General features: G+C 52.5%; 24 protein-coding genes and 1 tRNA gene. 8 read left to right on the top strand and 17 right to left on the bottom strand.

Annotation, left to right across the window (positions count from 1 at the left end):
* Positions 1–13: 13 nt before the first annotated feature.
* Positions 14–892, bottom strand: a complete 879-nt coding sequence (gene mca, locus NXS13_RS04685) for a mycothiol conjugate amidase Mca (RefSeq protein WP_259289437.1) — start codon at positions 890–892, stop codon at positions 14–16.
* A gap of 269 nt (positions 893–1,161) precedes the next feature.
* Between mca and NXS13_RS04680 the strand changes: the two genes are divergently transcribed.
* From NXS13_RS04680 to NXS13_RS04670, 3 genes are all read left to right on the top strand, one after another.
* Positions 1,162–1,584: a DUF4307 domain-containing protein gene (locus tag NXS13_RS04680; RefSeq protein ID WP_259078449.1), complete on the top strand. Its 423-nt coding sequence runs from the start codon at positions 1,162–1,164 to the stop codon at positions 1,582–1,584.
* A gap of 146 nt (positions 1,585–1,730) precedes the next feature.
* Positions 1,731–2,252, top strand: a complete 522-nt coding sequence (greA, locus tag NXS13_RS04675; RefSeq protein ID WP_259078220.1) for a transcription elongation factor GreA — start codon at positions 1,731–1,733, stop codon at positions 2,250–2,252.
* An 8-nt stretch (positions 2,253–2,260) separates the two neighbouring features.
* Complete coding sequence (locus NXS13_RS04670; RefSeq protein WP_259078222.1) at positions 2,261–2,737, top strand: hypothetical protein; 477 nt, start codon at positions 2,261–2,263, stop codon at positions 2,735–2,737.
* Between the two features lie 53 nt (positions 2,738–2,790).
* Here NXS13_RS04670 and NXS13_RS04665 read toward each other — a convergent pair whose 3' ends face one another.
* The 10 genes from NXS13_RS04665 to NXS13_RS04620 form a co-directional block, all read right to left on the bottom strand.
* A complete protein-coding gene (locus NXS13_RS04665; protein ID WP_259289436.1) occupies positions 2,791–3,603 on the bottom strand; it encodes a Bax inhibitor-1/YccA family protein in 813 nt (270 codons plus the stop codon).
* A gap of 119 nt (positions 3,604–3,722) precedes the next feature.
* Entirely contained in the window at positions 3,723–4,706 is a 984-nt protein-coding gene (locus NXS13_RS04660; RefSeq protein WP_259078225.1) for an AraC family transcriptional regulator, read from the bottom strand.
* A gap of 104 nt (positions 4,707–4,810) precedes the next feature.
* Positions 4,811–5,032, bottom strand: a complete 222-nt coding sequence (locus NXS13_RS04655; RefSeq protein WP_259078226.1) for a hypothetical protein — start codon at positions 5,030–5,032, stop codon at positions 4,811–4,813.
* Between the two features lie 267 nt (positions 5,033–5,299).
* Positions 5,300–5,373, bottom strand: a tRNA-Leu gene (locus NXS13_RS04650).
* Between the two features lie 72 nt (positions 5,374–5,445).
* The gene (locus NXS13_RS04645) at positions 5,446–6,411 is read right to left on the bottom strand and encodes a Ppx/GppA phosphatase family protein (RefSeq protein ID WP_259289435.1); all 966 of its coding nucleotides are present in this window, start codon (positions 6,409–6,411) and stop codon (positions 5,446–5,448) included.
* Positions 6,408–6,968 carry a DUF501 domain-containing protein gene (locus tag NXS13_RS04640; protein WP_259289434.1) on the bottom strand — a complete coding sequence of 187 codons (561 nt, stop codon included), beginning with the start codon at positions 6,966–6,968 and terminating at the stop codon, positions 6,408–6,410. Before NXS13_RS04640 ends, NXS13_RS04645 begins: the two co-directional genes overlap by 4 nt.
* Positions 6,969–7,002: 34 nt before the next feature.
* On the bottom strand, positions 7,003–7,542 hold the full coding sequence (locus NXS13_RS04635) for a septum formation initiator family protein (RefSeq protein WP_259289433.1): 540 nt from the start codon (positions 7,540–7,542) through the stop codon (positions 7,003–7,005).
* 155 nt (positions 7,543–7,697) lie between these two features.
* Entirely contained in the window at positions 7,698–8,975 is a 1,278-nt protein-coding gene (eno, locus tag NXS13_RS04630) for a phosphopyruvate hydratase (protein ID WP_259078230.1), read from the bottom strand.
* A 131-nt stretch (positions 8,976–9,106) separates the two neighbouring features.
* On the bottom strand, positions 9,107–9,232 hold the full coding sequence (locus NXS13_RS04625; protein WP_259078232.1) for a hypothetical protein: 126 nt from the start codon (positions 9,230–9,232) through the stop codon (positions 9,107–9,109).
* A 48-nt stretch (positions 9,233–9,280) separates the two neighbouring features.
* Entirely contained in the window at positions 9,281–10,069 is a 789-nt protein-coding gene (locus tag NXS13_RS04620; protein WP_259289432.1) for a lytic transglycosylase domain-containing protein, read from the bottom strand.
* A gap of 166 nt (positions 10,070–10,235) precedes the next feature.
* Here NXS13_RS04620 and NXS13_RS04615 point away from each other — a divergent pair, with 166 nt between their 5' ends.
* Complete coding sequence (locus NXS13_RS04615; RefSeq protein ID WP_259078235.1) at positions 10,236–10,688, top strand: hypothetical protein; 453 nt, start codon at positions 10,236–10,238, stop codon at positions 10,686–10,688.
* 27 nt (positions 10,689–10,715) lie between these two features.
* On the opposite strand, the gene NXS13_RS04610 is transcribed toward NXS13_RS04615, so the two are convergent.
* The 4 genes from NXS13_RS04610 to NXS13_RS04595 form a co-directional block, all read right to left on the bottom strand.
* Positions 10,716–11,351 (bottom strand): MazG nucleotide pyrophosphohydrolase domain-containing protein, encoded by a 636-nt coding sequence (locus NXS13_RS04610; RefSeq protein WP_259078236.1) that lies wholly within the window; start codon positions 11,349–11,351, stop codon positions 10,716–10,718.
* A gap of 73 nt (positions 11,352–11,424) precedes the next feature.
* Positions 11,425–13,920 carry a hypothetical protein gene (locus tag NXS13_RS04605; RefSeq protein WP_259078238.1) on the bottom strand — a complete coding sequence of 832 codons (2,496 nt, stop codon included), beginning with the start codon at positions 13,918–13,920 and terminating at the stop codon, positions 11,425–11,427.
* 148 nt (positions 13,921–14,068) lie between these two features.
* Entirely contained in the window at positions 14,069–14,530 is a 462-nt protein-coding gene (locus tag NXS13_RS04600; RefSeq protein WP_259078240.1) for a YbjN domain-containing protein, read from the bottom strand.
* 2 nt (positions 14,531–14,532) lie between these two features.
* Entirely contained in the window at positions 14,533–14,973 is a 441-nt protein-coding gene (locus NXS13_RS04595) for a YbjN domain-containing protein (protein ID WP_259078241.1), read from the bottom strand.
* 246 nt (positions 14,974–15,219) lie between these two features.
* Between NXS13_RS04595 and NXS13_RS04590 the strand changes: the two genes are divergently transcribed.
* Positions 15,220–16,698 (top strand): amino acid permease, encoded by a 1,479-nt coding sequence (locus NXS13_RS04590; protein ID WP_259289431.1) that lies wholly within the window; start codon positions 15,220–15,222, stop codon positions 16,696–16,698.
* 88 nt (positions 16,699–16,786) lie between these two features.
* Here NXS13_RS04590 and mfd read toward each other — a convergent pair whose 3' ends face one another.
* The gene (gene mfd / locus NXS13_RS04585) at positions 16,787–20,560 is read right to left on the bottom strand and encodes a transcription-repair coupling factor (RefSeq protein WP_259289430.1); all 3,774 of its coding nucleotides are present in this window, start codon (positions 20,558–20,560) and stop codon (positions 16,787–16,789) included.
* A gap of 51 nt (positions 20,561–20,611) precedes the next feature.
* Entirely contained in the window at positions 20,612–21,226 is a 615-nt protein-coding gene (locus tag NXS13_RS04580) for a TetR/AcrR family transcriptional regulator (RefSeq protein WP_259078451.1), read from the bottom strand.
* A gap of 405 nt (positions 21,227–21,631) precedes the next feature.
* On the opposite strand from NXS13_RS04580, the gene glmU reads away from it, so the two are divergent.
* From glmU to NXS13_RS04565, 3 genes are all read left to right on the top strand, one after another.
* The gene (gene glmU / locus NXS13_RS04575; protein ID WP_259289429.1) at positions 21,632–23,086 is read left to right on the top strand and encodes a bifunctional UDP-N-acetylglucosamine diphosphorylase/glucosamine-1-phosphate N-acetyltransferase GlmU; all 1,455 of its coding nucleotides are present in this window, start codon (positions 21,632–21,634) and stop codon (positions 23,084–23,086) included.
* 120 nt (positions 23,087–23,206) lie between these two features.
* Complete coding sequence (locus NXS13_RS04570; RefSeq protein ID WP_259078248.1) at positions 23,207–24,187, top strand: ribose-phosphate diphosphokinase; 981 nt, start codon at positions 23,207–23,209, stop codon at positions 24,185–24,187.
* 269 nt (positions 24,188–24,456) lie between these two features.
* Complete coding sequence (locus NXS13_RS04565; protein ID WP_259078249.1) at positions 24,457–25,092, top strand: 50S ribosomal protein L25/general stress protein Ctc; 636 nt, start codon at positions 24,457–24,459, stop codon at positions 25,090–25,092.
* Positions 25,093–25,098 lie beyond the last annotated feature (6 nt).

Genomic DNA, 25,098 nt, shown 5'->3' with positions numbered 1-25,098 from the left:
GCTCTCTTTATAGTTAGTTTTGACTATCAAGTCCAGCGAATAGATCGGTTTCGGGAAGCGAACTGGGCACACGGCTAAATGCCAACTCGAATTCTTCGGTCGGCCAGTATTCGCGTTGCACGTCCACAGGGGTAAAAAAGAAGAGACCATCCGGATCGATCTGAGTCGCATGAGCGCGCAGTGCGGCATCGCGAGCATCGAAGAAATCGCTGCACTCCACTCGTGTGGTCACGCGCTTCATGAGGTCGGCTCCGTTTTCTTTAAAGTGCTCCAAAATGTCACCATAGGGGCTTTGGGCCCCGTCACGCGAGGCAAGCTCGTGGAAAAGCTGCAGGCGTTGAACTACAAAGCCGTGTGTATAGTACAGCTTCAGGGGGGTAAAGGGGGCTCCAAGCTCGGGGTGATATTGGGGGTTTCCAGCATATTCCCAGGCCATGAGCGAGACTTCATGCACTTTCAGGTGATCGGGGTGCGGATAGCCGCCGTTTTCGTCATAGGTCAAAATCACTTCAGGTTTAAATTCACGAATAATTTTTACAAGCTTTTGAGTTATCTCATCGGAGTCGACGAGCGCAAAGCAGCCCTCTGGGAGAGGCGGCAATGGATCGCCCTGAGGGAGACCAGAATCTTCGTAGCCCAACCAACGATGCTCAACCCCTAAAACCGCGGCCGCTTTCGCCATTTCGTCCTTTCGGACTTCGCGAATATTTTCTTTAATTCCAGGCCGATCCATCGCTGGATTAAGAATATCTCCGCGCTCGCCGCCCGTGCAGCTCACCACCAATACCTCGTGTCCTTCCGAGATATAACGGGCCATCGTGGCAGCCCCTTTACTCGATTCATCATCAGGATGGGCATGGATGGCAAGAATTTTAGGAAGGCAATGGGTCATCGGTTGTCCTTTTCACTATACTTTTGCTGGTGAGTTAGTCCCTCCAAGATTGTCATAGAGGAGACCAATCCACCTATTTTATCTATCAGGTAGAAGTTGACAAGTCCCCAATTATATACGTATTTGGCTATACGCCTATGGATAATGACGGCTTCTGCAACGAAAACGTCTACACTATGAGCTAACCCCGGATTTGTTAACCACGGACGGCTGGATCCTAAATCCTAACCTTGATCACAGCCGTGGTGAAGGAGAATTTAGCTGTGACCATGCGCAGTAGATATGCCGCCGAGCCCAAGGAATCGCAATCGTCGATGACGGGGAAGCTCATGGCTATTGCCATTTTGGTTTTAGTTATCGGCTTCGCAGTCGCTTTCGCCAAATACCTCCAGACTGCACAATCGCAACCAATCACGATTCAATTTGTCAACGCCGAGCCCATTAATGATGAGAATATAACTGTCATCGCTGATATCACCCGTAAAGATACCTCCCAACCCGCCTACTGCATTGTGACGGCACTCAACTTTGATATGGCCGAGGTGGGCCGGCGCGAAGTATTTGTTCCCGCTGGTGGGCAAAATATCGCTCGGTGGAATATCAATATTCCCACGCGCGAGCGCGCAGTAGCAGGAGCCGCCTATGGCTGCAGTGACTCTATTCCATTCTACTTAGAGCAGAAAGCACCCTAATACTCGCGACAGCACTATTCCGCGTCAATATTTGGTAGAATCTCCTCCGACTACTTAGACTACAGAAATCCTAGGCCCCGCATCGCTCCTCAAATTTTTGGGAGTTGGGGCGTCTCTATTTATCACTATGCAAAGGTTCGTGTGACATGGCAGAGCAGCAGAAGCAATATATCACTCCGGAAACTAAGGCCAAGCTCGAGGAAGAGCTCAATGCCCTGATCGCGCACCGCCCTATTGTGGCTGCGGAGATCAACGAGCGCCGCGAGGAGGGCGATCTCAAAGAAAACGCCGGCTATGATGCCGCTCGCGAAATGCAGGATCAGGAAGAGGCTCGCATCAAGCAGATCTCCGAAATCCTCGCGAATTCCACTACCGAGCGTTCCGCCGTTGTCGAAGGTGTAGCCGCCGTCGGTTCGGTTGTACACGTTTATTATAACGGTGATGAAAATGATAAAGAGACTTTCCTCATCGGTACTCGTGCTGCCGCCTCCGATAATAAAGATCTGGAAACCTACTCCGAACAGTCCCCTCTCGGAGCCGCACTTATCGGTGCTCAAGAAGGAGAAACTCGCGAATACACTGCTCCTAGTGGATCAACCCTCAGCGTGACTCTCGTATCTGCAGAGCCTTATGACTCCACAAAGGCCTCGACTCCGCGCCAGGCCTAATATTCTTTATGAGAACTTCTCTACAACGGTTAGGTATCTGCGGATATCTAACCGTTTTCTTATCCGTCAGCGCGTGCTCCACCCCGCAACCAGACCCCCCGGAGCTACCGTTGAAAGTGCTATCGTCTCTCGATAGCACTATCCCCCTAGTACGACCCGTAGCAAAAGATCCCCTTGATCGGCTCATCAATCAGGTAGATAGTGGTTTCCATCCACAGCAGAACAAACCTGGCTATATTGATTGCCTCGGACCAGCTCTCATTCAACCCCGCAGCATAAAATTAAGCTGTACTTCATCGAACAGCATCACTTCGATCACATGGACCCGGTGGGCTAAAGACACAGCGATAGGCTCAGGCAATCTGCGCGATGGCAGTAGCGTTAGCATAGTGCTCTCTGACCCTATTGATACGCAGCAAGGATGGGCTTTTAGTCAGGTATTTGTTGACGATATAGCCCTGCTGTTCTATCAGCTTACGGGTTAAAAAAATCCGGTTACACCCCATCACGTGGTGTGCAACCGGATTTCTATTTGGTTTTAACGATTTGAGAAATAGCTCAGCAGCCGCAAGATTTCGGTGTAGAGCCAGACCAAGGTCACAGCTAATCCGAGAGCCACACCCCACGCCATCTTTGATGGTGCTCCCTGACGGATAAGTTTCTCGGCGACATCAAAGTCCTGTAGGAAGCTCATGGCAGCAAGACCGATACACACGAGGGAGAAGATAATGGCAATCGGTCCACCATCACGCAATACATTGGACACGCCCAAGATGGCGAGCATGAAGTTACCGAGCGCCAGTACCAGAACACCGATCATAGCCCCAGTGAGAATCTTGGTAAATCGCGGGGTCACCTTAACGGCGCCAGTCTTATACGCATAGAGCATGCCCAGGAAGACGCCTAGGGTTCCCAGAACGGCTTGACCGATCATAGCCCCAGCGTTATTTCCTCCCACGAGGAAACCAGAGAATAGAACCGAAATACCTCCAACGAAAAGTCCTTCGAAGGCTGCATAGACCAAAGCCACTGGTGCAGATCCAAACTTTTTGCCGAACGTGGCAATAAGAACAGTGACCAGACCGCCTATGGCACCAACTGCCGTAAGTCCCATGCTAAGGGCTGGACTTACCAGCGCAATGCCAAAGTTAACAGCGGCTAGCGCCACAATAATCGCCAAAACGATTCCAGTCTTGGTCACCACATCGTCGACAGTCATAGGACGCTCAGTGCTAACTGGCGCGGGAGCAAAACCGTCTAGACCCGTCGGGGCCTGCTGGTAGTCTCCGTAATAATTCGTCGCCTGTCCTTTTGCGGGGAGAGAGGCGAGCACTGGATTGCTGCTACGCATAGGTAGTAACACTGTCCTTTCGCTACTTTTCTACTTATATAGTCCTGCGGATCAATTATCCCCAAGACCAGGTACATCCTTCTAACGTGACCGCACTAACAATAGTTCCCGCGCCTCTTTTATGCGGGGGTTAGTGCCTCTTGGTCACTGCTATCTGTCAACCCCTCAAGGAAAGTATCGCCTTGAGTATCCAAAGCTCGAGAAAGAGCATCTACGGCATGTTCGTTGAAACGCGGGCTGACCGGCAATGCGATTGACCCAGAGGCGATATCCAGGCGAGTATGAGTTCCGGAGAGAATTGTCACTGTCTCTCCTTGCGCCAGAAACCGACAGTAGCCTGGTGTGGTTACGGTGGCGGATCCATGAGCAAGCCACAGGACGAGATCAGTTCGAGCGCGTGCGAAGACGGTCAGAGGATCGCTGAGTGGAACATGAACAGATTTAAGATTGAGAAAACTCGCGGGCGTCTGACCTGTGTGGCGCTTAAAAGCTCGTGTCAGACTACTCGTGGCCGAGAATCCTACGTGCTGAGAGGCGAGTTTAATACTCATCCCCCGACTTATGAGATCGGCAGCGCTGGCTACCCGACATGCGGCTCGCCATTCGGAAAATGGTAATCCTGTGGATTTGAGAAATTGTCGCTGGAGAGTTCGAGCACTGATGCGGTGGGATTGGGCAAATACCTCAAGTGAGGTCGTGCAGCTCGGTTGCGCTAATAATTCGCTAGCAACACGGCGTGCGGCCTGTTCTACTGGCAGCGGAGGACATTGAAAACGGGGTTGATGAAGAGTTGTAAGGAATCCCTCACTGCAATGCTTCTCCCCGAGCCGGGCTCTGGCATATTCAGCTATTATGCGTCGATCCCAGTCCGGACCCAGAGAGATTTTTCGAGTAGGCCCGGGGAGCATATCAGTAAATTTGAACGAGATAATGCTCGCCTCGGCGCTATCGATGACCGTCGCACTTTCCGGAGCGATGACGAGATCGCCCGCGACAATATGAAGCATCCGGTCGGGTGCCTTAATAATGGCTTGCCCGATGCGGCACCACATGAAAGTGGTCGTACGTGTTTTGGTGGTATCTTTGATCACAATTGCGCTCATTCCCATTAGGTTAGCCTAAGCAAAAAGCCAGTGAGCCCATTGTAAAGGTCACACCGGCTAAAAGCTAGGCCCACACCACCAAAAGTTTGATTTATAAGGGTATCTTAGGCGCGAGCGCGTCGCTGAGCATACGCATAGCCACAACCATGCCGCATACTCATTTCCACAAAAGCGCGTCCTCCGGTCGATTGATTCTCGCGCACATAGTAGGAGCTGTTGAGATCATAAGGGTTACATTGACGAAGGTGATAGACCACAGTATCGTCAACGTCGCGCGTGACAAAAAGGTCTGTTGAATCTGTGTGCTGCATGGTGGTGGTTGCCATCAGGGTGCTCCTTAAAAAGATTATGTCCTCGTTGCGTATGGTTGCGTGTGCAAATTACTTAATAAGCAATCTATGGGGCTTATCTGAAGAAGGGGTCGACCCAAGCTGTCAAATTGCTGTGAGTTACTAAATATCCTTCTAAGCTGCCATTTAGGCGATGAGTAAATTCGTCGGCGTGTTTGAATTCCACCCACTTTAGGGGCTAGATTCCACTGCTTCTCAACTAAAAGATAAAGACCTTGCGATTTCTCGCAAGGTCTTTATCTGTGCCCCCAGTGGGACTCGAACCCACACTGTATTGATTTTAAGTCAACCGCCTCTGCCGATTGGGCTATGGGGGCAACGAGTAATTATCTTAATGTAGATACCCGTTATTTTCTAAATGAAGATCTCACCAGCGCGAACACGGTGTTTTATGGGGAACTCTTTGAAGAGATCATGCCCAGAATGATCCCGTCTAAAATATCCTTTTCACTAATGGTGATCTGTGAAATATTGGTGATATAGGCGATCATGTCGATTATGGCATTGACTACTAATCCCCCACCGGCGAGAACATCCGCTCGTCCTGGATGAATCACAGGATTCATGCGCCGCTCAGCACTACTGAGCCCGATGAGCTCCTTATTCAACACTTTTAAGGCGGGAAATCTTAGCGTTGTGTTATGAATTTTCGTAGCATCATAGGTCTCTAAACCCAGTGCCAAGGCAGCGAGTGTGGTAAACGTGCCGGCGCACCCGACAAATGTGCGAGCCTGGGAAATAGGTACTGCGTTTCGCACGTCACGTAGCTGTTGGGAAATATACTCTGCGGCCTGAAGCTGTTCTTTGTCAGTTGGAGGATCCGTGTGAAGGATGCGCTCGCTCAGCCGCACACACCCCATTTGTGCCGAGTAAGAACCGAGAATCTTGCCATGAGGATAACCGACTACAAATTCGGTGGAGCCACCGCCTAAGTCGATGACGCAGAAGGGTCCTCGATCAGGGTTCAGATCGGCCACGGCCCCGGCAAAAGAAAGTTGTGCCTCCTCGTCCCCACTAATAACCTCCGCAACCGCTCCCTCCCTAATTGGAGCGAGCTCAGTACGCGTCATATCAAAGAAAACCTCGCGATTTTTTGCATCCCGGGTCGCAGATGTCGCCACCATACGGATATCGGCAACCCTCTCGGCGCGCATAATATCGACATAGCGAGCGAGTACGAGACGTGCTCGCTCGATTGCTGCTGGATCAAATTCACCTGTCGCATCCACTGCGGCTCCCAGGCGGACGATTTCCATCTGACGCGCTATTTCTTTGATGTCGCCATCCCGGGTGCACTCTACAATAAGAAGCCGTAGGGAGTTCGTCCCACAATCAATCGCTGCATATCTAGTCATGCGCGTGGCGCCTCAGCATGAGTGAAGTCGAAGTGCTCCATATCGATACCTAAATCATCAACCGTAGGCCAGTCTTCAGGAATAGCGGTTCCGCGCAGGTTAGCGTGTTGGGCAGCAATGGCGACGGCCTCGGTCCCCAGTTGGACATGTTGCGGTCCTTCAGCCAGGGCATAGGCGATAAGAACGTGAAGGCATTTTACTCGGTCTGGCATTCCCCCACCAGAGAACTCGGTTCCTAGGTCCTCTAAGCTATTGCGCTTATCAAGGAAATACTCGTGGGCTCTTCGATAGTCCGCTGCGAGCTCGTGATCGTTGGATAGACGCTCAGTCATCCATTTCATAATATGAGCGACCTCCAAGCGGGATGCTTCGGCCGTTAACCGCGGGTCTGTCAGATAGTAGAGAGTGGGAAAAGGCGTTCCATCCTCTAAGCGAGGACGCGTCATCACGACGCCAGGTGCACCGTCCGGGCATCGATAGGATATTTCAACGACTCCACGCGGACTGCGACCAAGTTGGCGGGCTACGGCAGCTAGATCTTTTTCGTCGACACTCATATCTGAAGATTTTAGACTATGCCCGCCCTCTCACCTATCTTTCACCCTCCTCGGGAGCCGATGGGACGGGAGCCTGCAGATCGCTCAAAAGAGGAAGCTTATTTTCTCGCGGCGGCTGTTCATCCTCCTCGGGGATCACAGTCACTGAATCCCAGAGGGTCTCGTACCAAATACGAATTTCTTCATTTTTCGGGCTAACTGCTTGCGTATGACGGGAGTTCTCAAGGCCAGGGTCGATGATCCGGAAGGCACGTTCGCCAGGGGCAATGACCCCTAATCGAATTCGTGCTTGCTCGCGTATATACTCTTCGGATTGATAATGGTTCAGATCGTCTTGGAGCTTCTCTTTTTGCTTGGTGAGCTGAGAAATCGAGACCTCCAAGCGGTCTATCTCAGAGCGCTGCTCCATATAATCGCGCACCGGTACGTAGATAATGACTATGACGAAAGCAACGGCAGCAATTATGGCTGCATAGGCTTCAAGACCGAGTCGCACGGGTGTGCGCTTCGGACGTGTAGCCCTTATTTCTTTCTCACGGTTGAGAACCGGAACAGCTCTATTTTTACGTTGCATAGGATTCTAAATTTTAGCACCTTCACGCCCACAGGTATCTAAAGCCGCACGGGGTGGTACCCGTAGAAATAAACTGAACTCGCACCTTCACGTTTGAAGGTGCGAGTTCAGTTAGTCAATAAGGGAGGGGAAACGGCTAACTTCTAGCCTAGACCCTAGCCCTGGAAACGTGGGAATGCAGAGCGCCCAGCATAAACTGCTGCACCCTCGAGTTCCTGCTCAATGCGCAGTAACTGGTTGTACTTCGCCACCCGCTCAGAACGAGCAGGAGCACCGGTCTTAATCTGACCGCAGCCCAACGCCACAGCAAGATCAGCAATGGTGGTGTCCTCGGTCTCACCGGAGCGGTGAGACATCATGCAACGGTAACCATTGCGGTGAGCCATCTCAACGGCATCGAAGGTCTCAGTCAAAGTACCGATCTGGTTAACCTTAACCAGGAGCGCGTTGCAGGCCTTCTTCTCGATGCCTTCCTTGAGGCGAGCTGGGTTGGTAACGAAGAAATCGTCGCCCACGAGCTGTACCTTGTCACCAATCTTAGCGGTGAGGTTGGTATAACCTTCCCAGTCGTCTTCCTGAAGAGGATCCTCGATAGATACGATTGGATAAGCGTCAACGAGTTCCTCGTAAACCTTGGCCATCTCTTCTGCGGTGTGCTCGCCACCTTCGAAGTGGTACTTACCATCCTTGTAGAACTCCGAGGATGCAACGTCTAGGGCCAAAGCGATATCGGCACCTGGCTTCAGACCGGCCTTCTCAATGGCTTCTACAATGAGGTCTAGAGCGGCACGGGTGGACTCAACCGAAGGAGCAAAGCCGCCCTCGTCGCCAAGGCCAGTAGAAAGCCCCTTGGACTTAATAACGGACTTGAGGGAGTGGTACACTTCCGCACCCATGCGCAGTGCTTCGGAGAAGGATTCAGCGCCAATAGGAGCGATCATGAATTCCTGAACGTCCACACCGGAGTCAGCGTGTGCGCCGCCATTGACAATATTCATCATCGGAACTGGCAAGACGTGTGCGTTCGGTCCACCGATATAGCGATAGAGGGGTAGACCAGCTGACTCGGCTGCCGCGTGAGCAGCGGCCATGGATACACCCAAGATAGCGTTTGCACCGAGGTTCTTCTTGTTCTCAGAACCGTCGAGCTCGATCATGGCCTGGTCGATCAGACGCTGGTCATCGGCTGGGATACCTGCGATAGCATCGGCGATCTTTTCGTTGACGTTCTTTACTGCCTGCAAAACTCCCTTGCCGAGGTAGCGGTCGCCACCGTCGCGCAATTCGTGTGCCTCGTGGACGCCGGTGGAGGCGCCTGATGGAACGCCGGCGACGCCGTGAGCGCCATCGTCGAGGAAAGCCTCAACTTCAACGGTAGGGTTACCGCGTGAGTCAAGAATTTCGCGTGCAAATACATGCATAATATCAGCCACTGTAAAACTCCTCTGTGGTTAAAGGTAAGTGTTCTCGTATGAGGACTCGTCTTACGAGCTTATATAACAAACGCACTTTTTTTAAGTGTCCGCCTTGGCTTTCTGTGAGAGCATGTTTGGTTTTGTGGTTTTTAGCCTAGATATTCCTCCCCCACCTTGTCGTAGAAACCGGCGCTGAACAGCGTTTTCCGAGCAATATCAAGTGTCGGTGTCGATCCTTGATGGCCGTCGAGATTAGGTTGTGAGTTTCTGCACATCAACGATCTTCACACGAACAGTTCGTTCCGCTTGGTTGAAAGTGCTCTCTACCGCATCGCTGGTTGTGAGAGCGCATAGGAATTAGCGGCGTTGCGTACTTTAATCAGATAGGCTTGCGAGCTGTTATAGGACAAAACAGCACGAGTCCACCCCTCTGGCGTGGCTAGGTCGCCCTGAGAGCACAGTAGGTTGGCTGCTCCTAGAGCGGCATCGTCGATATTATTGGGATCCGCCACCCCATCCCCCGAGGCGTCACGCCCGTATCGTTGCCAAGAGGTCGGAATAAACTGCATGGGACCAATAGCTCGATCAAATTCCGTATCTCCGTCTAGTTGTCCTTGATCGGTATCGCGGATCTCGGCGAATCCGGGCGATCCATCAAGTTGGACCCCGAGAATGGGAGGCAAAACGTTACCGTCTTCATCTATATCACGCGAGTTGAAGAGCTGTCCTGAGTAGGTTCCGTGCCTAGTTTCGACATAACCGATTCCTGCAAGTGTCGTCCACGACAGATGGCACTCGGGCCACGATTGCGCCGCGATGAGTTCCGCATTGCCATAGGCACGCAAAGCGGCCGAGGATACCCCTGTCTCGGCCGAAATTGGATCGGCCCAAAAGCGCAGTTTATCCGAGGTGCGTCCCGGCGCGTTGACATCAATGAGGGGAACCTCTTGGCCTCTGGCTGGTGGAATATTCTCAGGGATAGGTGCTAACTGCCTCACCGCTGGCCCCTGGTCGAGGAAGGACAGGCTCCATCCGACTACTGCTATCACCGTGATCACAGCAAGCAGGACACCCACCGCGCAACCCGACACAATTTTTACTCCACCGCTCATGGGGTGTGATTCTAGCAATCTTTGTGGTGAGCAGAATTTCCTCCAACGCGCCGGCTCGAACGATCCCCTACCAATTACCCCCGACCCTTATATATCTATGCAGTAGGTGGTTTTTCTATTATTGTTGCTCTGTCGTAATTTATTTTTACTGGAAGGACACGTAAATATGCGTATTCGTCGCGCCATTGTTGCTGTAGCCGGCACTGCCCTCTTGAGCTCTGGCATTACGGTCCCAGCCGCCAATGCTGCTGGTTTAGGAACCATTCTCACCGCTATTAAAGCTCTCGATTCCTTCGGCACTGTGAGTCAGAAGGCAGTGGATTTCTTCGTCTCCAATACCCCGTGCTCACTGCTAGGTTCCATGCTCGGTGACAACGTCAAACCTGGCATGACTCGACAGCAGCTTTCAGACGTCCTTTACAAAGAGGCTACGAATACTAATGTTCCCTCCAAGATCCGCGCTATCGCTCTCGAGCCAGTGCTCAACCGCGCACTGACGTGTGAAATTGTCTCTCCGGATGCCCCTTCAGCGTCGTCCAACTCAGGTTCGTCTGATTCGGGCTCCTCGAATTCCACCAGTTCCCTGGGCTCTTCGGCCTTATCTTTACTGAGCTCATAGATCAACGATGAAGAAGCAGGCGTAACCCTATGGTTGCGCCTGTTTTTCACTTTCCATTAGCTTTGCCTTTTGCCATATGTCCTGCTGCTTTTCGGTAGGAATGGTCTCAGTGGTTCCATCGAAAAGATAAGGTGCACGCCGACGCATTTTCGCCGTAAAGCTTGACGCTATATCGGCGAAGTCAAAAGCTCCGCGTCGGGCGGCTATTTCGGCGTGGAAAAAAACCTGCAAAAGCACATCCGATAACTCGTTTCGAATCTGGTCATCCCCGGATTCTGATTCAATGGCCTCGATGACTTCGGCCGTCTCTTCACGCAGGTAAGGAATCAGAGAACGATGAGTTTGGGCTCTCTCCCACTCTCCTATCTCCAAAGCTCGTCTCATTGTCTGTACAGCTTGATCAACAGGATCCTCCAGCGAGGGAGCGCAGATTAATACAGCATCCTGATCCATAAAGGTTTTGACCGCAGGATGGTTGGGCTGGCTGCTCACTAGAAGTATCTCAGGCCCAGCGGGTATTAGATCTTTGAGCAAGGAAAGCAGCTGCTCTGGAATATCCTCGGTCACTTCAATCGACCCTCGAAGGCCTTTGAGGATATTAAGAGGGACCATAGTGGGCCAGCGCGGGTCGAGGATGAGCACAGTGAGATGGGCTTGAGTCATGAGATCATGCTAGCCCACGTATGGCCGACACCCCTTATATGGTGGGTATACGTGGGCTAGCGGACAAGCGCTTCTAGTCGTCTAAGGTCTGATTAAGAAATTCTTCCAGGCCTTTTTCACGTGAACGCAGGGCGCTTGGGACAACTGCTGCCTGATCCATAAACGTTCGGGCCTCCTGCAGCCGAGCCCGGGCCTCCACCCACCGTTGCTCCCCCGCGGCGACTTCGCCAAGTGTCAGCGCACAGCGTGCAGCCTCCGGGAAGAACCGATACTCCGCGAAACTTTCAAGGGCATTTTCCATATGGAGAGTAAAATCCATGGAGCGCGCTGACCGTACCGCACCTAGGGCAAGGTCCTCGTTGATATCAGCGAGAGCCCCTGCCAGTCGACGCTCATCGTCATTTCTCTGCTTCGCTATATCGCGTCGCTCCTCGGTGAGCGATTCAACCACGGCAAATTCCGCATCGTCAAGAGTGCCAGGTGCTGAAGTGCGTGCGAAGATGGATCGGACCAGGGCGGAGTCGAGTTGCGCTGCGTTGTCATCTGTTGGATTATCACGATAGCTAACGCGGGAGATCTGAGCGATTTCATCAGCGATAGAAATCGCTACGTCAAATTCGCGCTCTTGATAAGCGCTCTGGAAGGCTTTTTGATAGGCATCAACGATGACCTCGCGATCTTCGCTATTCTTCGCTAAGTCGAAAGCAGCGCTGCAGGCAGCCCGCGCTAGGTCGAGCGCAGTTAGGCTGGTTACGAGCATGGCGCGAAGTTTGACAGCAGGTCGATCGCTGAGGGCGTCGAGCGTCATCGAAATAACCTCGGCGGCCTCCGAGTATTGCTTGGTGGCGATGAGGGCATCGGCAAGCGCTGTTGCGGCTGCTTCTCGCTGCCAACTTAATTCATAAGCGGCCACCAGATTCAACCAGTGACGCAGTGGTTCAATCGCCTCGCTGGCATATCCAGCGTGCATGGCTGCAGCGCCTAGCAGGGACATACCAGTCAGACGCACTCCGATAGGCTCAGCAGTTGGGGTGCGCATAGCCTCGTCAGCCTGGATTGCCGCGGAACGGAAATCGCGCTCGTTAAAACTGGTAATAGCGTTCGCAAGAAGTTTCCGAGCTGGGTCAGTTTCGGTATCAAGCTGCTCCGGCCACGTAAGGCCACGCTTGTGCTTTTCGGCCTGCACCATAGTATAAATGGTTGGTAATTGTGTCTGCAGAACCTCATGACGTGCGTCCAGTTCCTCGTCACTTAATTCTTTCCAGTCTCCGTGTAGAGAAATGAGCGTGAGAGGCTGCTCCTCCGATTCCTCAGCAGCGACCGTCAGTCGTTCCATATCCGAAAAATTGCCGGTATCTACCCGGTAGTCAACAGTGTCTACCGTTGTGAAGCCGCCTGCTGCATCGTGGACGACGGGATCAGGAAGGGGATCAATACGAGGTGGGGAGAAGATGATCTCGCGCGTTGCCTCCACGTGGTGGGGACGCACGATACCGGGTCTTTCATCGAATTCTTGGGCTAGGGTCACAGCGATATCAGTGCACCACTGCGCTGCATCTGCAATAGTGGGATCCTTAATATCGGGGGCTTTTACCCATGGCAGTAAACTGCCAGGAAGATCTACCCCGAGAGCGACATCTTGTTGGGGGATATGGCGTAATAGCCCAGCGAATGAGCGTGAGAGAAGAAGTAACTCCGCGGGAGATTCCGCTTCTAGCCACCATGGCAAGAAACGGATGAAATATTCTAAACCGCGCTTTAATCGTTCCGGCCGATTAGCGAGACCTGAGATCACTAAGTAGTTGATGTGGACTGCAAAATCGGAGAGAAAGTGCTTGTCGTAACTAAAGCGCTGCATACTGCGGGTATGGGCACGCCATGCCTTATCGTCTCTACCGGTCATTAACCACGGTATGAGCAGTTCGGTATAGAGCGACTCTGGCTGGGAAGGGCAGGTTTCCTCTTCCCCAGCCAAAGCTCTCTCGCCTACCTTCACTGCTGATTCATAGTCACCGTTTAATTCGTGGTAGCCCACCAAGTGCGAGGGATCGCAGCCAGCGCAGTCGGAGAGTTCACTCCCCTCAGCAGCCTGCCACTGGCTGAAGGATTCTTCCGCTTGCTCATCCATACCTAGCTCTTTGTATAGGTAGTATTCGCGCATATAATACGCCTTGAGCGGGTCTCCCATGTCAAGGTAGAGCTTTTTCATCTCGGCCAAGCTGTCTAGGCATTGCTGGGCGCTAATCGTCGGCACTGCACGCACTGCCGACATGAGGTATTTATACGACCATGCAAATGATTCTGCAAGATCCGGGGTGAAGTACTCTGGATGAACCTTGCGTGTCTTATCCACCCACAAAAACGGGGCAATCATGCGAGTGATCTCCCCACCTTGTCCAAGGGATGATGCTAGATGGACATAGCACTCGAATTCCTCTTCGCAGCGCCCCTCATCGTGAGCTAGCTGAACTGCCTCAGCCCACAAAGACGAACATGACTTACCATAAGGAGCAGCATAGGCGCGCTCCATCAGGTCGCGGAGTTCATCGGTTTCAAATTGACTGCTCATATACTACTTTCTATTTAAGGTCGCACTTTGCTTGGTTATTTTTTAAAAAAGAGTGCTTCCCCCTCAACTCCTACACGTTAAGGCTGTGACCACAGTATGAGATCACCTAGGAAGCACTCTATCCTTTTTGAGAAAACTCTAAGCGCCCTTAGGCGTCATCACTGGGCGGTTCCACCGGTGGCTGTACACCAAATTGTTCACATAAAGCCATGGCATGACCGAGCTGAGCGGAGATGCCGGCGTCAATCCACTCATCTATTTGCTCGTCCGAGGCGCCTTTCACCGTAATGAAGGAGTGATCGGACACGAAGTCTACGTGGCCTTCGTTTTCTTTGAGGTAGCAAATGCCGAGGCTACCTTCTCGATTGCGCGTTTCGACAAAAGATGTGAGTTCATCGATACGCTCTGGCGGGATAGGCAATTCAGGGTAGTGGACGCCTACCGTTGTCAGAGCATCATGACCGACATCGAAACGAGTATAGAAACCGTCGAAAATGGCATATGCAGTGTCGTCTTCCCAGCTCATCGAGTATCCTCTGGAACTAAACCACTGTTCGAGTCGATCTTTGGTAACGGGAGTAGTCTCTTCAGTCTTTTTAAACCAAGCCATTATTATTTCTCCTCACCCGTAGCAGGTGCCAAGCTGGGCAGTTCCTTAGCGGCATTAGTGAATACGCTGTGGCCTGCAGTGAACATTGCGTCAATAAAGGAATCTATCTGTTCATCACTAATCCCAGCTGTGATCGGTAGACAGTGCTCAAACTGCAATACTGTGACACCGTTGTCGAGTTCAAGGGGATAGTGCTTAAACAGATAGCTATCAGAGTTAAGGTGCGCGGCTAGTTCGCGTAGCGTGGCGATATCATGAGGTTCCTTCGCCTCACCGAACCAACGTCCGAAGCAGCGCAAGATTTGACTCTCACCGAGAATATCGAAGCCGAACCAGCCTTCATCGAAGCCGACTCCGATAAACCCTTCTTGTTGGTCGAAGAGCAGATTAGCTCGTTCGAGTGCGGCCTCCAGCCGCTGGTGATTATATTGTGCTAAAGCCATAAAATTTAAGCTCCTTCATTGTTTTAAATTAGGATTAGTCCAGATATGAGATGGAGGACTTTATTCCGCCCTCTTTTCAACCGAGCACCCTCTAGACCTGTCAACTAAGTGTAGAGGAATTATTTAAGATTGCGGCCTGAATCTCAAAGTTCAGCTTTCTCATAAGCGCTATGAGCTGCACCCAAGCGTGTTGATTCACCTAAAACTTTTTCGTTTGTGGAATAGGTATGTACTAGACTCAGCGCGGTGAATACATCTGAGCAGCGGCAACCTAATACCGTTCGACTCTGGGCGCTCGTTGCCATCATTGTTGGATCGACTGTAGGTTCGGGGATTTTTGCTTTACCCCAAAATATCGCCTCCGTGGCGGGTCCAGGCGCAATGCTCATCGGCTGGATAATCGCCGGCATCGGTATGCTTTCGGTAGCTTTTGTTTTCCACATCTTGGCTTATCGCAAACCGCACCTCGATTCTGGTGTCTATGCCTACGTACGTGCTGGGCTGGGAAATTATATAGGCTTCACGTCGGGCTGGGGCTATTGGCTAGGCTCAGTAATCGCCCAGGTAGGTTATGCCACTCTATTTTTTGGTACGCTGGGACACTATTTTCCGGTCTTCAGCAGCGATAATAGGCTCTTCCAGGCTATATGTGTCTCTGCGATGACGTGGATAGTCTTTGCAGTTCTAGCTCGCGGTATCCAACAGGCAAAGATAATGAATGGGGTCACTACTGTGGCCAAATTACTTCCCATTCTCGCTTTTATTATCCTCGTACTTTTCCTCGGTTTTAGCTGGGACACATTCACGGTTGATTTTTGGGGCCACGCTGCAGCTGGATCGGTATTTGAGCAGGTTCAGGGGATCATGCTCTTTACAGTGTGGGTGTTTATTGGTGTCGAGGGGGCCTCGGTCTATTCCAAGCAGGCGCACTCTCGCGCTGATGTCGGCCGCGCCACAGTCATTGGATTTTTTACAGTTCTTTTACTCCTCGTCACCGTAGCAACTCTCTCTTTTGGTGTTCTCAGCCAAGAGGAACTTGCGGCCCTACCCGATAATTCAATGGCGGGAGTTCTCGAAGCTGTGGTGGGACCGTGGGGCGGCGCGCTGATTTCCATCGGTCTATGTCTTTCAGTCTTGGGAGCATATATTTCATGGCAGATGCTCTGTGCTGAACCACTTGCCATGATGGCTTATGATAGCCTGCTGCCGCGTAAGATTGGTTCTCTGACTAACCAGGGGGCCCCATGGTTGGCGCAACTGATCTGCACCGCCGTTATTCAAATCTGCATCATTGTGTTCTATCTCAATGAGACGACCTATATTTTCATGGTGCAGTTGGCTACAGTGCTCTACCTAGTTCCCTATATTTTTTCCTCGTTCTACCTCATTTTATTGGCGGTGCGCGGGCGCGGCTTTAGCGAAGACGATCTCGCGCCCTCAATCGGATATGACACAGTGCAAATCTCAGCACAACTTAATCGTAGGCATTTAGGGGTTGGGATACTGGCCCTAACGTATTCTCTTTGGTTGGTTTACGCTGCAGATCCAGTATTTGTCCTTTTTGGGGCATTAGCGGTCCTTCCAGGTCTTATTCCCTATATCTGGACTCGATGGCACTACAGAAAGAAGATTTTCAATTCTTTCGAAATAGGAGTGGTTGGGATTCTTGTTATCTTTTCAATCGCAGCAATAATAGGGCTCTACACTGGCTCTTTGAGCCTATAGGGAAAAACCACACCGTAAATCGCGGTGTGGTTTTCGCTTTAAGGTTCGCAGAGCAGGGGTAAAGCGAATCGTGGGTGCGGAAACGCTTCTACCGCAGCCGGTAGCGGCGCCGCCTTTCCTCGCGGCGTTCATCCTCATCCATATCTGATAGGCGCCGTCGACCCGCTACTCGAGTGCTGGGGCGGCTAGGAGTTGAGACCTTAGAGTGAGGTTCTTCCACAACAGATATAATCTCTCCTGCCAGCTGATGCCCATTCGAGACATCGATGCGTTGACTATCCCACATAGCCGCCAAGAAATCAGCGCACCACTGCACCAGTGGGAGATCACGCAGGGGTGGATCAGTGATCTTCGGCCCCGCCTTAGGCAGAGGCACCGTAATAGCTTGGGCTGCCGGGCGGTGTGTCGCTCCTGGGTAGAGGCGCTTGAGGCGGAGTTGTTTCGAATCAGCTAACTGCACGGGATGAATTTTGACCCTATTTCCCTGCATGATCATCTCACCGATCCCGAGCGAACGACATATATGGCGTAGGCGCGCCACCGCTATGAGCCGTTTGACCGGATCTGGCAGCGCCCCAAAACGGTCGGTCATCTCTTCCATAACGGCGCCTAAGTCCGCTTCATTAGCGCTTGCTGCTAGCGATCGGTAGAGCTCTAATCGCAGCCGCTCCACGTCAATATACTCCTCGGGGATATGAGCATCCACGGGGAGGTCAATGCGAATTTCCTTAGGGCCTTGGTCGGAGGCGTCTACCACCTCTCCGGAGGCTAGAGCTCGATACGCTTCCACAGCTTCGCCTACGAGTCGAATATAAAGGTCGAAACCAACTCCGGCAATATGGCCTGATTGCTCAGCTCCAAGAATATTGCCGGCACCACGCATCTCGAGATCCTTCATAGCCACTGCCATACCAGCTCCCAAATCATTATTTTGGGCGATAGTTGCGAGGCGATCATAGGAGGTCTCGGTCAAGATTGCTCCCTTGGGGTACAAGAAATAGGCATAACCCCGCGATCGTGAACGTCCCACACGTCCACGCAACTGATGGAGCTGCGAAAGGCCCATATGGTGTGCATTTTCTACAATCAAGGTATTGGCATTAGCAATATCGAGCCCAGTTTCTACAATGGTCGTGCATACCAAAACATCGTATTCACGATCCCAAAAACCTTGGACAGTCCGCTCGAGGAGCTCCTCATTCATTTGCCCATGAGCGACCACCACACGAGCTTCTGGAACTAAGTCTCGCAATTCCTGAGCTCGTTTTTCGATATCGGCGACCTTGTTATGCACGAAGAAAATTTGACCATCGCGCAAGAGTTCGCGCCGGATGGCAGCTGCTACTTGTTTATGCTCATATTGGCCTACGTAGGTCAAAATGGGATAGCGGTCCTGCGGTGGCGTTAAAATCGTCGACATTTCTCGAATGCCCGCCATCGACATTTCGAGGGTGCGTGGGATCGGGGTGGCCGACATCGTCAGCATATCCACGTGCGCCCGCATCGCCTTAATATGTTCTTTGTGTTCCACGCCAAAGCGCTGCTCTTCGTCGACAATAACGAGGCCGAGATTTTTCCACTGCACACCCGTTTGCAGCAGTCGGTGGGTTCCGATGACGATATCGACTCCGCCGTCGGCAAGGCCCTGGATGATCTCGCGCGATTCTGATGCTGAGGTAAATCTCGATAGCCCTCGCACAGTTACGGGAAATCCTGCCATTCGTTCGGCAAAAGTGCTCAGATGTTGTTGGGCAAGCAAGGTTGTGGGAACCAACACCGCCACCTGTTTGCCATCTTGCACCGCCTTGAAGGCCGCGCGTACCGCTACCTCGGTTTTGCCATAGCCGACATCGCCAACAATCACGCGATCCATGGGTACAGCTTTTTCCATGTCGTTCTTCACTGATTCAATGGCGAGTAGCTGATCCTCGGTTTCCGCAAAGGGGAAGTTATCTTCCATTTCACGCTGCCACGGGCTATCGGGGGCGAAAGCATGACCCGGTGATGCCTGGCGTTTGGCGTATAACTCTACAAGCTCGCCAGCGATCTCTCGCACCGCATTGCGTGCTTTTTTCTTGGTATTTTTCCAGTCCGCACCCCCCATCTTCGATAAGCTGGGTTTCTCTCCACCGACGTATTTGCTGAGCAGGTCGAGGGAATCCATGGGAACATAAAGTTGATCGGCTGGCTGCCCGCGTTTCGACGACGCGTATTCGAGCACAATATATTCGCGCCTGGAGGTTTCGTCCCCCACCACCACGGTTCGCTCTGTCATGGTGAGGAATCGACCAATGCCATGAGTTTCGTGAACAACATAATCCCCCACCGTGAGCGCCAGCGGATCCACCCGGTGCCGCTTTTTGGAGCGCTTATGACGTTGACCAGCGATATCACCGACTCTATTACCTGTGAGATCGGTTTCGGTAATCACCACTAACGGTAAAGCCTCAGCATCGCGATGCTTACGCACTCGAGGAAAAACCAAACCAGCATGGCTTAAAGCCTGGTAGAGGGTAATTTCTCCGGGATTCGGTTCCCACCCGGGGCTGGCAACCCTATGAGCAATACCATTCTCCTTGAAGCGGGCGACCATCCGTTTGATCGCCCCTTCTGCTGGTGCAATAAAAGCGGCTCGCCCACCACCAATCGTATGGGCACGTAATTTAGTCATCATCTCGGCGATCTGAGCAGCATCGCCGCGCGGGGTTGGACCCTGCTCGAAATTGAGCTCTAGGGTCTGCGTTTCTGCCGCTTCAAACATGCCCTGAGGAGCACATGTCCACCACGCATGTCCAGCTTGATGCGCGGCTATCTCTAGCGCCTCGTAACTGCGGTATGTAGATCCCTCGAGATCGAGCTCCGGCACCGAAATCGGACCATCTGCCCCCATGGCGGCAGCTTCCCAACTGGCGAGGAGAAATTCCTTATCGGTGGATTGCAAATCTGCGATCCTCGATCGCGCTTTCTCGGGGTCTAGAACCACGACGTGGGTGCCTTGGGGCATCATCTCGGCAAGGGTAACCAGAGACGACTCCACCAGAGCTGGGATCAGAGCTTCCATGCCATCGGAGGGCATCTTATCGGCAATCTTCACAAGGAGATCTTGCAGGATGGGGTGAGATTCAAAGGTCCTGCCAAGTTCCTGGGCTCGCTGGGCAATCTCGTCTGTAATGGGCAATTCCCGCGCAGTGTAGATCTCCAGCGAAGTGATATCGCCATCGAGGTAACTGCGCTGATCTGCTGGAGAAAAGGGTTTCATCTCCGAGATCTCATCACCCCAAAATTCCACGCGCACAGGATTGTCCATGGTGGTGGGAAAAATATCTACGATACCACCGCGTACCGCGAATTCCCCTCGCTTGGCCACCAGGTCAACGGGTGCATACGCACGGAATACTAGACCTTCCACAACCTCATTGAGGTCATATTCTTTTCCACTTTCGAGAATGAGAGCCTCGCGCCCCGCGACGGATCGGACAATCGGCTGGCAAGCACCGCGTGCAGGGGTGACAATGATCTTATAAGTATCGAGGTTCTCGAGCACCTGTGCGCGTCTGCCCGCAACATCACTGGCGGGGCTCAATCTCTCATGAGGGAGAGTTTCCCACGCGGGGAAGAATCCCACTTTGTCACCGTACATGGCCACTAATTCGGCGTGGATATCTTCCGCCTGCCGCCCAGTTGCCGCGATGACGAGGGTAGGAACGTCTTGAGCAATGGTTCCAATCGCCCACGGGCGTGCCTGGGTGATCCCCGTTATGTGCAGGGACTTCTCCCCAATTGATGAACGTAAGCCCTTCAGCTTAGGATCAGTTGCAGCTACTTTGAGTAGGCCGGACAGCATGAGCGGTTGGCTCGACATTAATTTTCTCTCCCCTAGATTAAACTCAACCTAGAAGAGTCTAGCCGATCCCTATTGCCTCGATTCTAGAATGCCCAGATGCGGATCTCGCTCAATGCCGGCAAGTCCATTCCAACATAAATTAACAATATGCGCGGCCACGTCTTCCTTGGCAAGAGCGTTGTCGCCGCTACGCTGATCGAGCCACCATTGAGCTGTCATGCTGACCGTTCCAACTAAGGCTTGACCATAGAGTGTGGCTAATTCGGGGTGGAGGTTATTGCGTTCGAAGGCTCGCCCCAGGATATGGGACACTTGGCTGACCGCATCGTTGAGCAACGTCGAATAACTGCGTTGTGAGCCCGGGCGCATATCGCGCACGAGGATTTGAAAACCATCGGTCTCAGCGTCTACGTAACTCAGTAGGGCCAAGGTTGCTTGCTCGATGCGTTGGCGAGATGTGCCTGAGGTAAGGGCCTGAGTGATCACCGTCTCCAGCCTCGTCATTTCGCGGTCAATGACAACTGCGTAGAGACCTTCTTTTCCTCCGAAGTGCTCATAGATGACGGGTTTAGAGACCCCGGCGCGCGCCGCTAATTCTTCGACTGCGGTGCCTTCGTAACCGCGCTCGGCGAAAGTACTGCGCCCAACCGCAATGAGTTGTTCTCGGCGTTCTTTTCCGGTCATACGTGTCATGGCAGTCTTTAACCCTTCGAGGATGGGACACCGAAAACAATATCCCCACCCCTGATACTACCAAGGGGTGGGGATAATAATGCTTCCCTGCAAGGACTCGAACCTCGAATGACGGTACCAAAAACCGTAGTGTTGCCGATTACACCACAGGGAAAAATCCAAACAATGTCGCGATTGGACTTCCTCATTATACATAGCTTGAGCCCGGAGTGCCAATTATCTCTCCTGGTTCTTTGAGCAGGGAAAAGTCTCCACTCAGGCACGCAAGCTAGAGCTGAGGTTTTTGGTCAACCGGTAGAGGATCAGCAGAGTGTGAATCTTACCGAAGCCAGTCCGACCCGACTACAGTGGCACCATAGACATATTCGCTATTTTCCTCAAAGGAGTACCTCGAAAGTGAATGCGCATAAAACCGCCGTCATCGTTCTAGCTGCAGGCGCTGGAACTCGAATGAAGTCCAAGCTACAAAAAACGTTGCATACGATTGGCGGGCGCAGCTTACTCAGTCACTCCCTCCACGCCGCTGCTGGAATCGACCCAGATTATATTGTTGCCGTCATTGGCCACTGTCGCGACCAGGTCGGCCCCGCCATTGATGCAATCGGTATCGATGTTGTCCAGGCTATTCAGGAGGAGCAAAAAGGCACCGGGCATGCAGTGCAGTGTGGTTTAGATGCCTTAGATGAGCTGGTGAGCGCAAGTGACATTAGCGCCTTCCAGGGCACCATTGTCGTGACCAATGCCGACGTGCCTCTCCTACGGCCAGAGACGCTCAACGCTCTGGTCAGCGCCCATAATCAGGCTCCTACCGCGGTCACAGTTCTTACCATTGAACAACCCGACCCGACTGGCTACGGCCGGATCGTACGCGATGGCGATGGCAATATCACTGCAATCGTGGAGCAAAAGGACGCCGATCCACATACGCTTGCCATTACTGAGGTGAACTCGGGAGTATTTGCTTTTGATGCTCGTTTGCTTCGTCATGCTCTCGGCAAACTTACAACCCATAACGCCCAGGGCGAACTGTATCTCACTGACGTCTTATCCATTGCTCGATCGCAAGGGTATCCTGTACGCGCCCATCGTGCGGCAGATCCTCAGGAGCTGGTGGGTGTTAATGATCGCGGCCAATTAGCTTATGCTGGCAAGGTATTAAACCGCCGCCTCCTAGCTGCCGCAATGCAGGGTGGGGCAACAATCATTGATCCGGAAACGACGTGGATCGATGTCGACGTGCAATTGGGTCAGGATATTACGATCTATCCTGGGACCCAGCTCCTGGGAAATACTCGAATAGCCGATGATGCGGTGATCGGCCCTGATACCACTGTGCGCGATATGATTATTGGTGAAGGCGCGCACGTGATTCGCACCCACGCCATGGGCTCGGAGATTGGCCCTAACGCCTCAGTGGGGCCTTTCACCTATATTCGCCCTGGCACGTATCTCGGCGCAGGTGGCAAACTGGGCGGCTTCGTGGAAGCAAAAAACGCCACAATCGGACGTGGTTCGAAAGTTCCTCACCTCAGCTATATCGGTGATGCCACGGTCGGTGAAGAATCTAATATCGGAGCTTCCTCTGTTTTTGTCAACTACGACGGCGTCAATAAACATCACACCACGGTGGGTTCACATGTGCGCACTGGTTCGGACACCATGTTCGTTGCTCCAGTAACCGTGGGCGATGGCGCCTATTCTGGAGCGGGTACGGTCATTCGCGAGGATGTTCCAGCAGGTGCTCTGGTGGTATCGGGAGGCCGACAGCGCACTATTGAAGGCTGGGTAGAAACTCATCGCCCAGGCACCCCAGCAGCTGAGGCAGCTCGGCGGGCACGAGAATCCTCATAATCTCGCGTCAAGCTAAGAAAAGAAGTACTCTAAAAGACGGTAGTGCCAGATTAACCCATAGTTGACACTCACCCACTTTCCTCATCTAATTACTCACCTTAAAGGAAGGTTAGTTCTCGAATGACCGCCACCAAGTGGAGCGAAACCAAGAAGAACCTCATGGTCTTTTCGGGGCGCGCACATCCGCAGCTGGGCGAAGCTGTCGCCCGCGAGTTAGGTATCGAACTCACCCCCATGACCGCCCGCGACTTCGCCAACGGTGAGATCTTCGTTCGTTTCGAAGAATCAGTTCGTGGTTCGGATGCTTTTGTTATCCAGGCCCACAATCAACCACTGAATAAGTGGCTCATGGAGCAGCTCATTATGATCGACGCCCTCAAGCGTGGATCAGCCAAACGCATTACGGCAATTGTGCCCTTTTATCCTTATGCCCGGCAGGATAAGAAGCACCGCGGCCGTGAGCCCATTTCGGCCCGTCTCATCGCTGACCTCCTCAAGACCGCTGGTGCCGACCGCATCGTTTCGGTGGATCTACACACCGATCAGATCCAAGGTTTCTTCGACGGTCCGGTCGATCATATGCATGCAATGCCTATTCTCACGGACTATATCAAGTCGAAATACTCCCTTGAGAATATCGTGGTGGTCTCTCCCGACGCTGGTCGAGTGAAAGTCGCTGAAAAGTGGGCTAACACCCTTGGTGGAGCACCTTTGGCCTTCGTTCATAAGACCCGCTCGACTGAGGTGGCCAATGAGGTTGTATCTAACCGGGTGGTTGGCGAAGTTGCTGGACGGACCGCGGTACTACTGGACGATATGATTGACACTGGTGGAACAATCGCTGGAGCCGTAGGCGTTTTGCGCGATGCCGGCGCTAAAGACGTTATTATAGCCTGCACGCACGGCGTATTCTCTGGCCCGGCTCGCGAACGGCTATCGAAGTGCGGTGCTCGAGAGGTCATTACCACCGACACGCTGCCGCAAAATCATCAAGATTGGGACAATCTCACGGTTTTATCTATTGCCCCACTGCTGGCACGTACCATCAATGAAATTTTCGAGAATGGCTCGGTTACCGACCTCTTCGAGGGCGAGGCTTAGCCACGCCGATATTTAGACTGGCCACGAGCGTTGATGCTCGTGGCCAGTTCTGTTGAGAGAGTATATTTTCTATGTTAAGATTTCCTAGTCTCGGCGAGGGCGAGCTCGAGGATTCTTCTTTGAGTGCGCCGTTATCGACGCGATAGATATCTTCATATTGCCATAGTGTGGCCTTGCGAAGACTCGACGATGACAATTTTCTGTTTCTATCGAGACCGCAGGGCCTTTGTTTTGCCCTGGGTCGCATTTAGTACTTGAAGGAGTACACCATGGCACAAGATACTTTGGTTCTTAGCGCTACCCCTCGCCAGGAGTTCGGCAAGGGTGTTGCTCGCCGTCTGCGCGCTGCAGGCCGCGTTCCCGGCGTTATTTATGGCCAGACCCTGGATAACCCCGTTCACTTCTCCGCTGATCTTCTCGAGATCCACGCAGTTTTGCGTAACTACGGCTCCAACGCCGTTTTCGAGCTCGATATCGAGGGCGACAGCCACATGGTCATGATTAAGCACGTCGACCAAAACGTGTTGACCTTCAACGCCGATCATATCGATCTGCTCGCAATTAAGCGCGGCGAGAAGGTAGAGGTTGAAGTACCTGTGGTATTCGAGGGCGAGACCGAGCCTGGTACTCAGTTGGTTCAGGATATCGATACCATCCTGGTCGAAGCCGATGTATTCTCTATTCCGGAAGAGATCATCCACAATATCGAAGGCCTCAATGCCGACGATAAGGTTTTGGCTTCGGATATCGAGTTGCCTGCTAAGACCACCTTGATCCTCGATCCAGAAACCGTTATCGCTTCCGTTTCCTACGAGGAGCTCAACGAGGAAGAGGTTGACGAGGACGCTGAAGAAGCGGCTGAGGCATCCGAGGGTGACGCTGAGGAAGCCGAGTCTGAAGAATAATCAACA

Origin of the sequence: Corynebacterium sp. ES2730-CONJ (assembly GCF_024834055.1) — a bacterium.
Taxonomy (GTDB): domain Bacteria; phylum Actinomycetota; class Actinomycetes; order Mycobacteriales; family Mycobacteriaceae; genus Corynebacterium.
The sequence above is the reverse complement of the archived record's forward strand: the minus strand, read 5'-3'. Positions and strand labels throughout refer to the sequence as shown.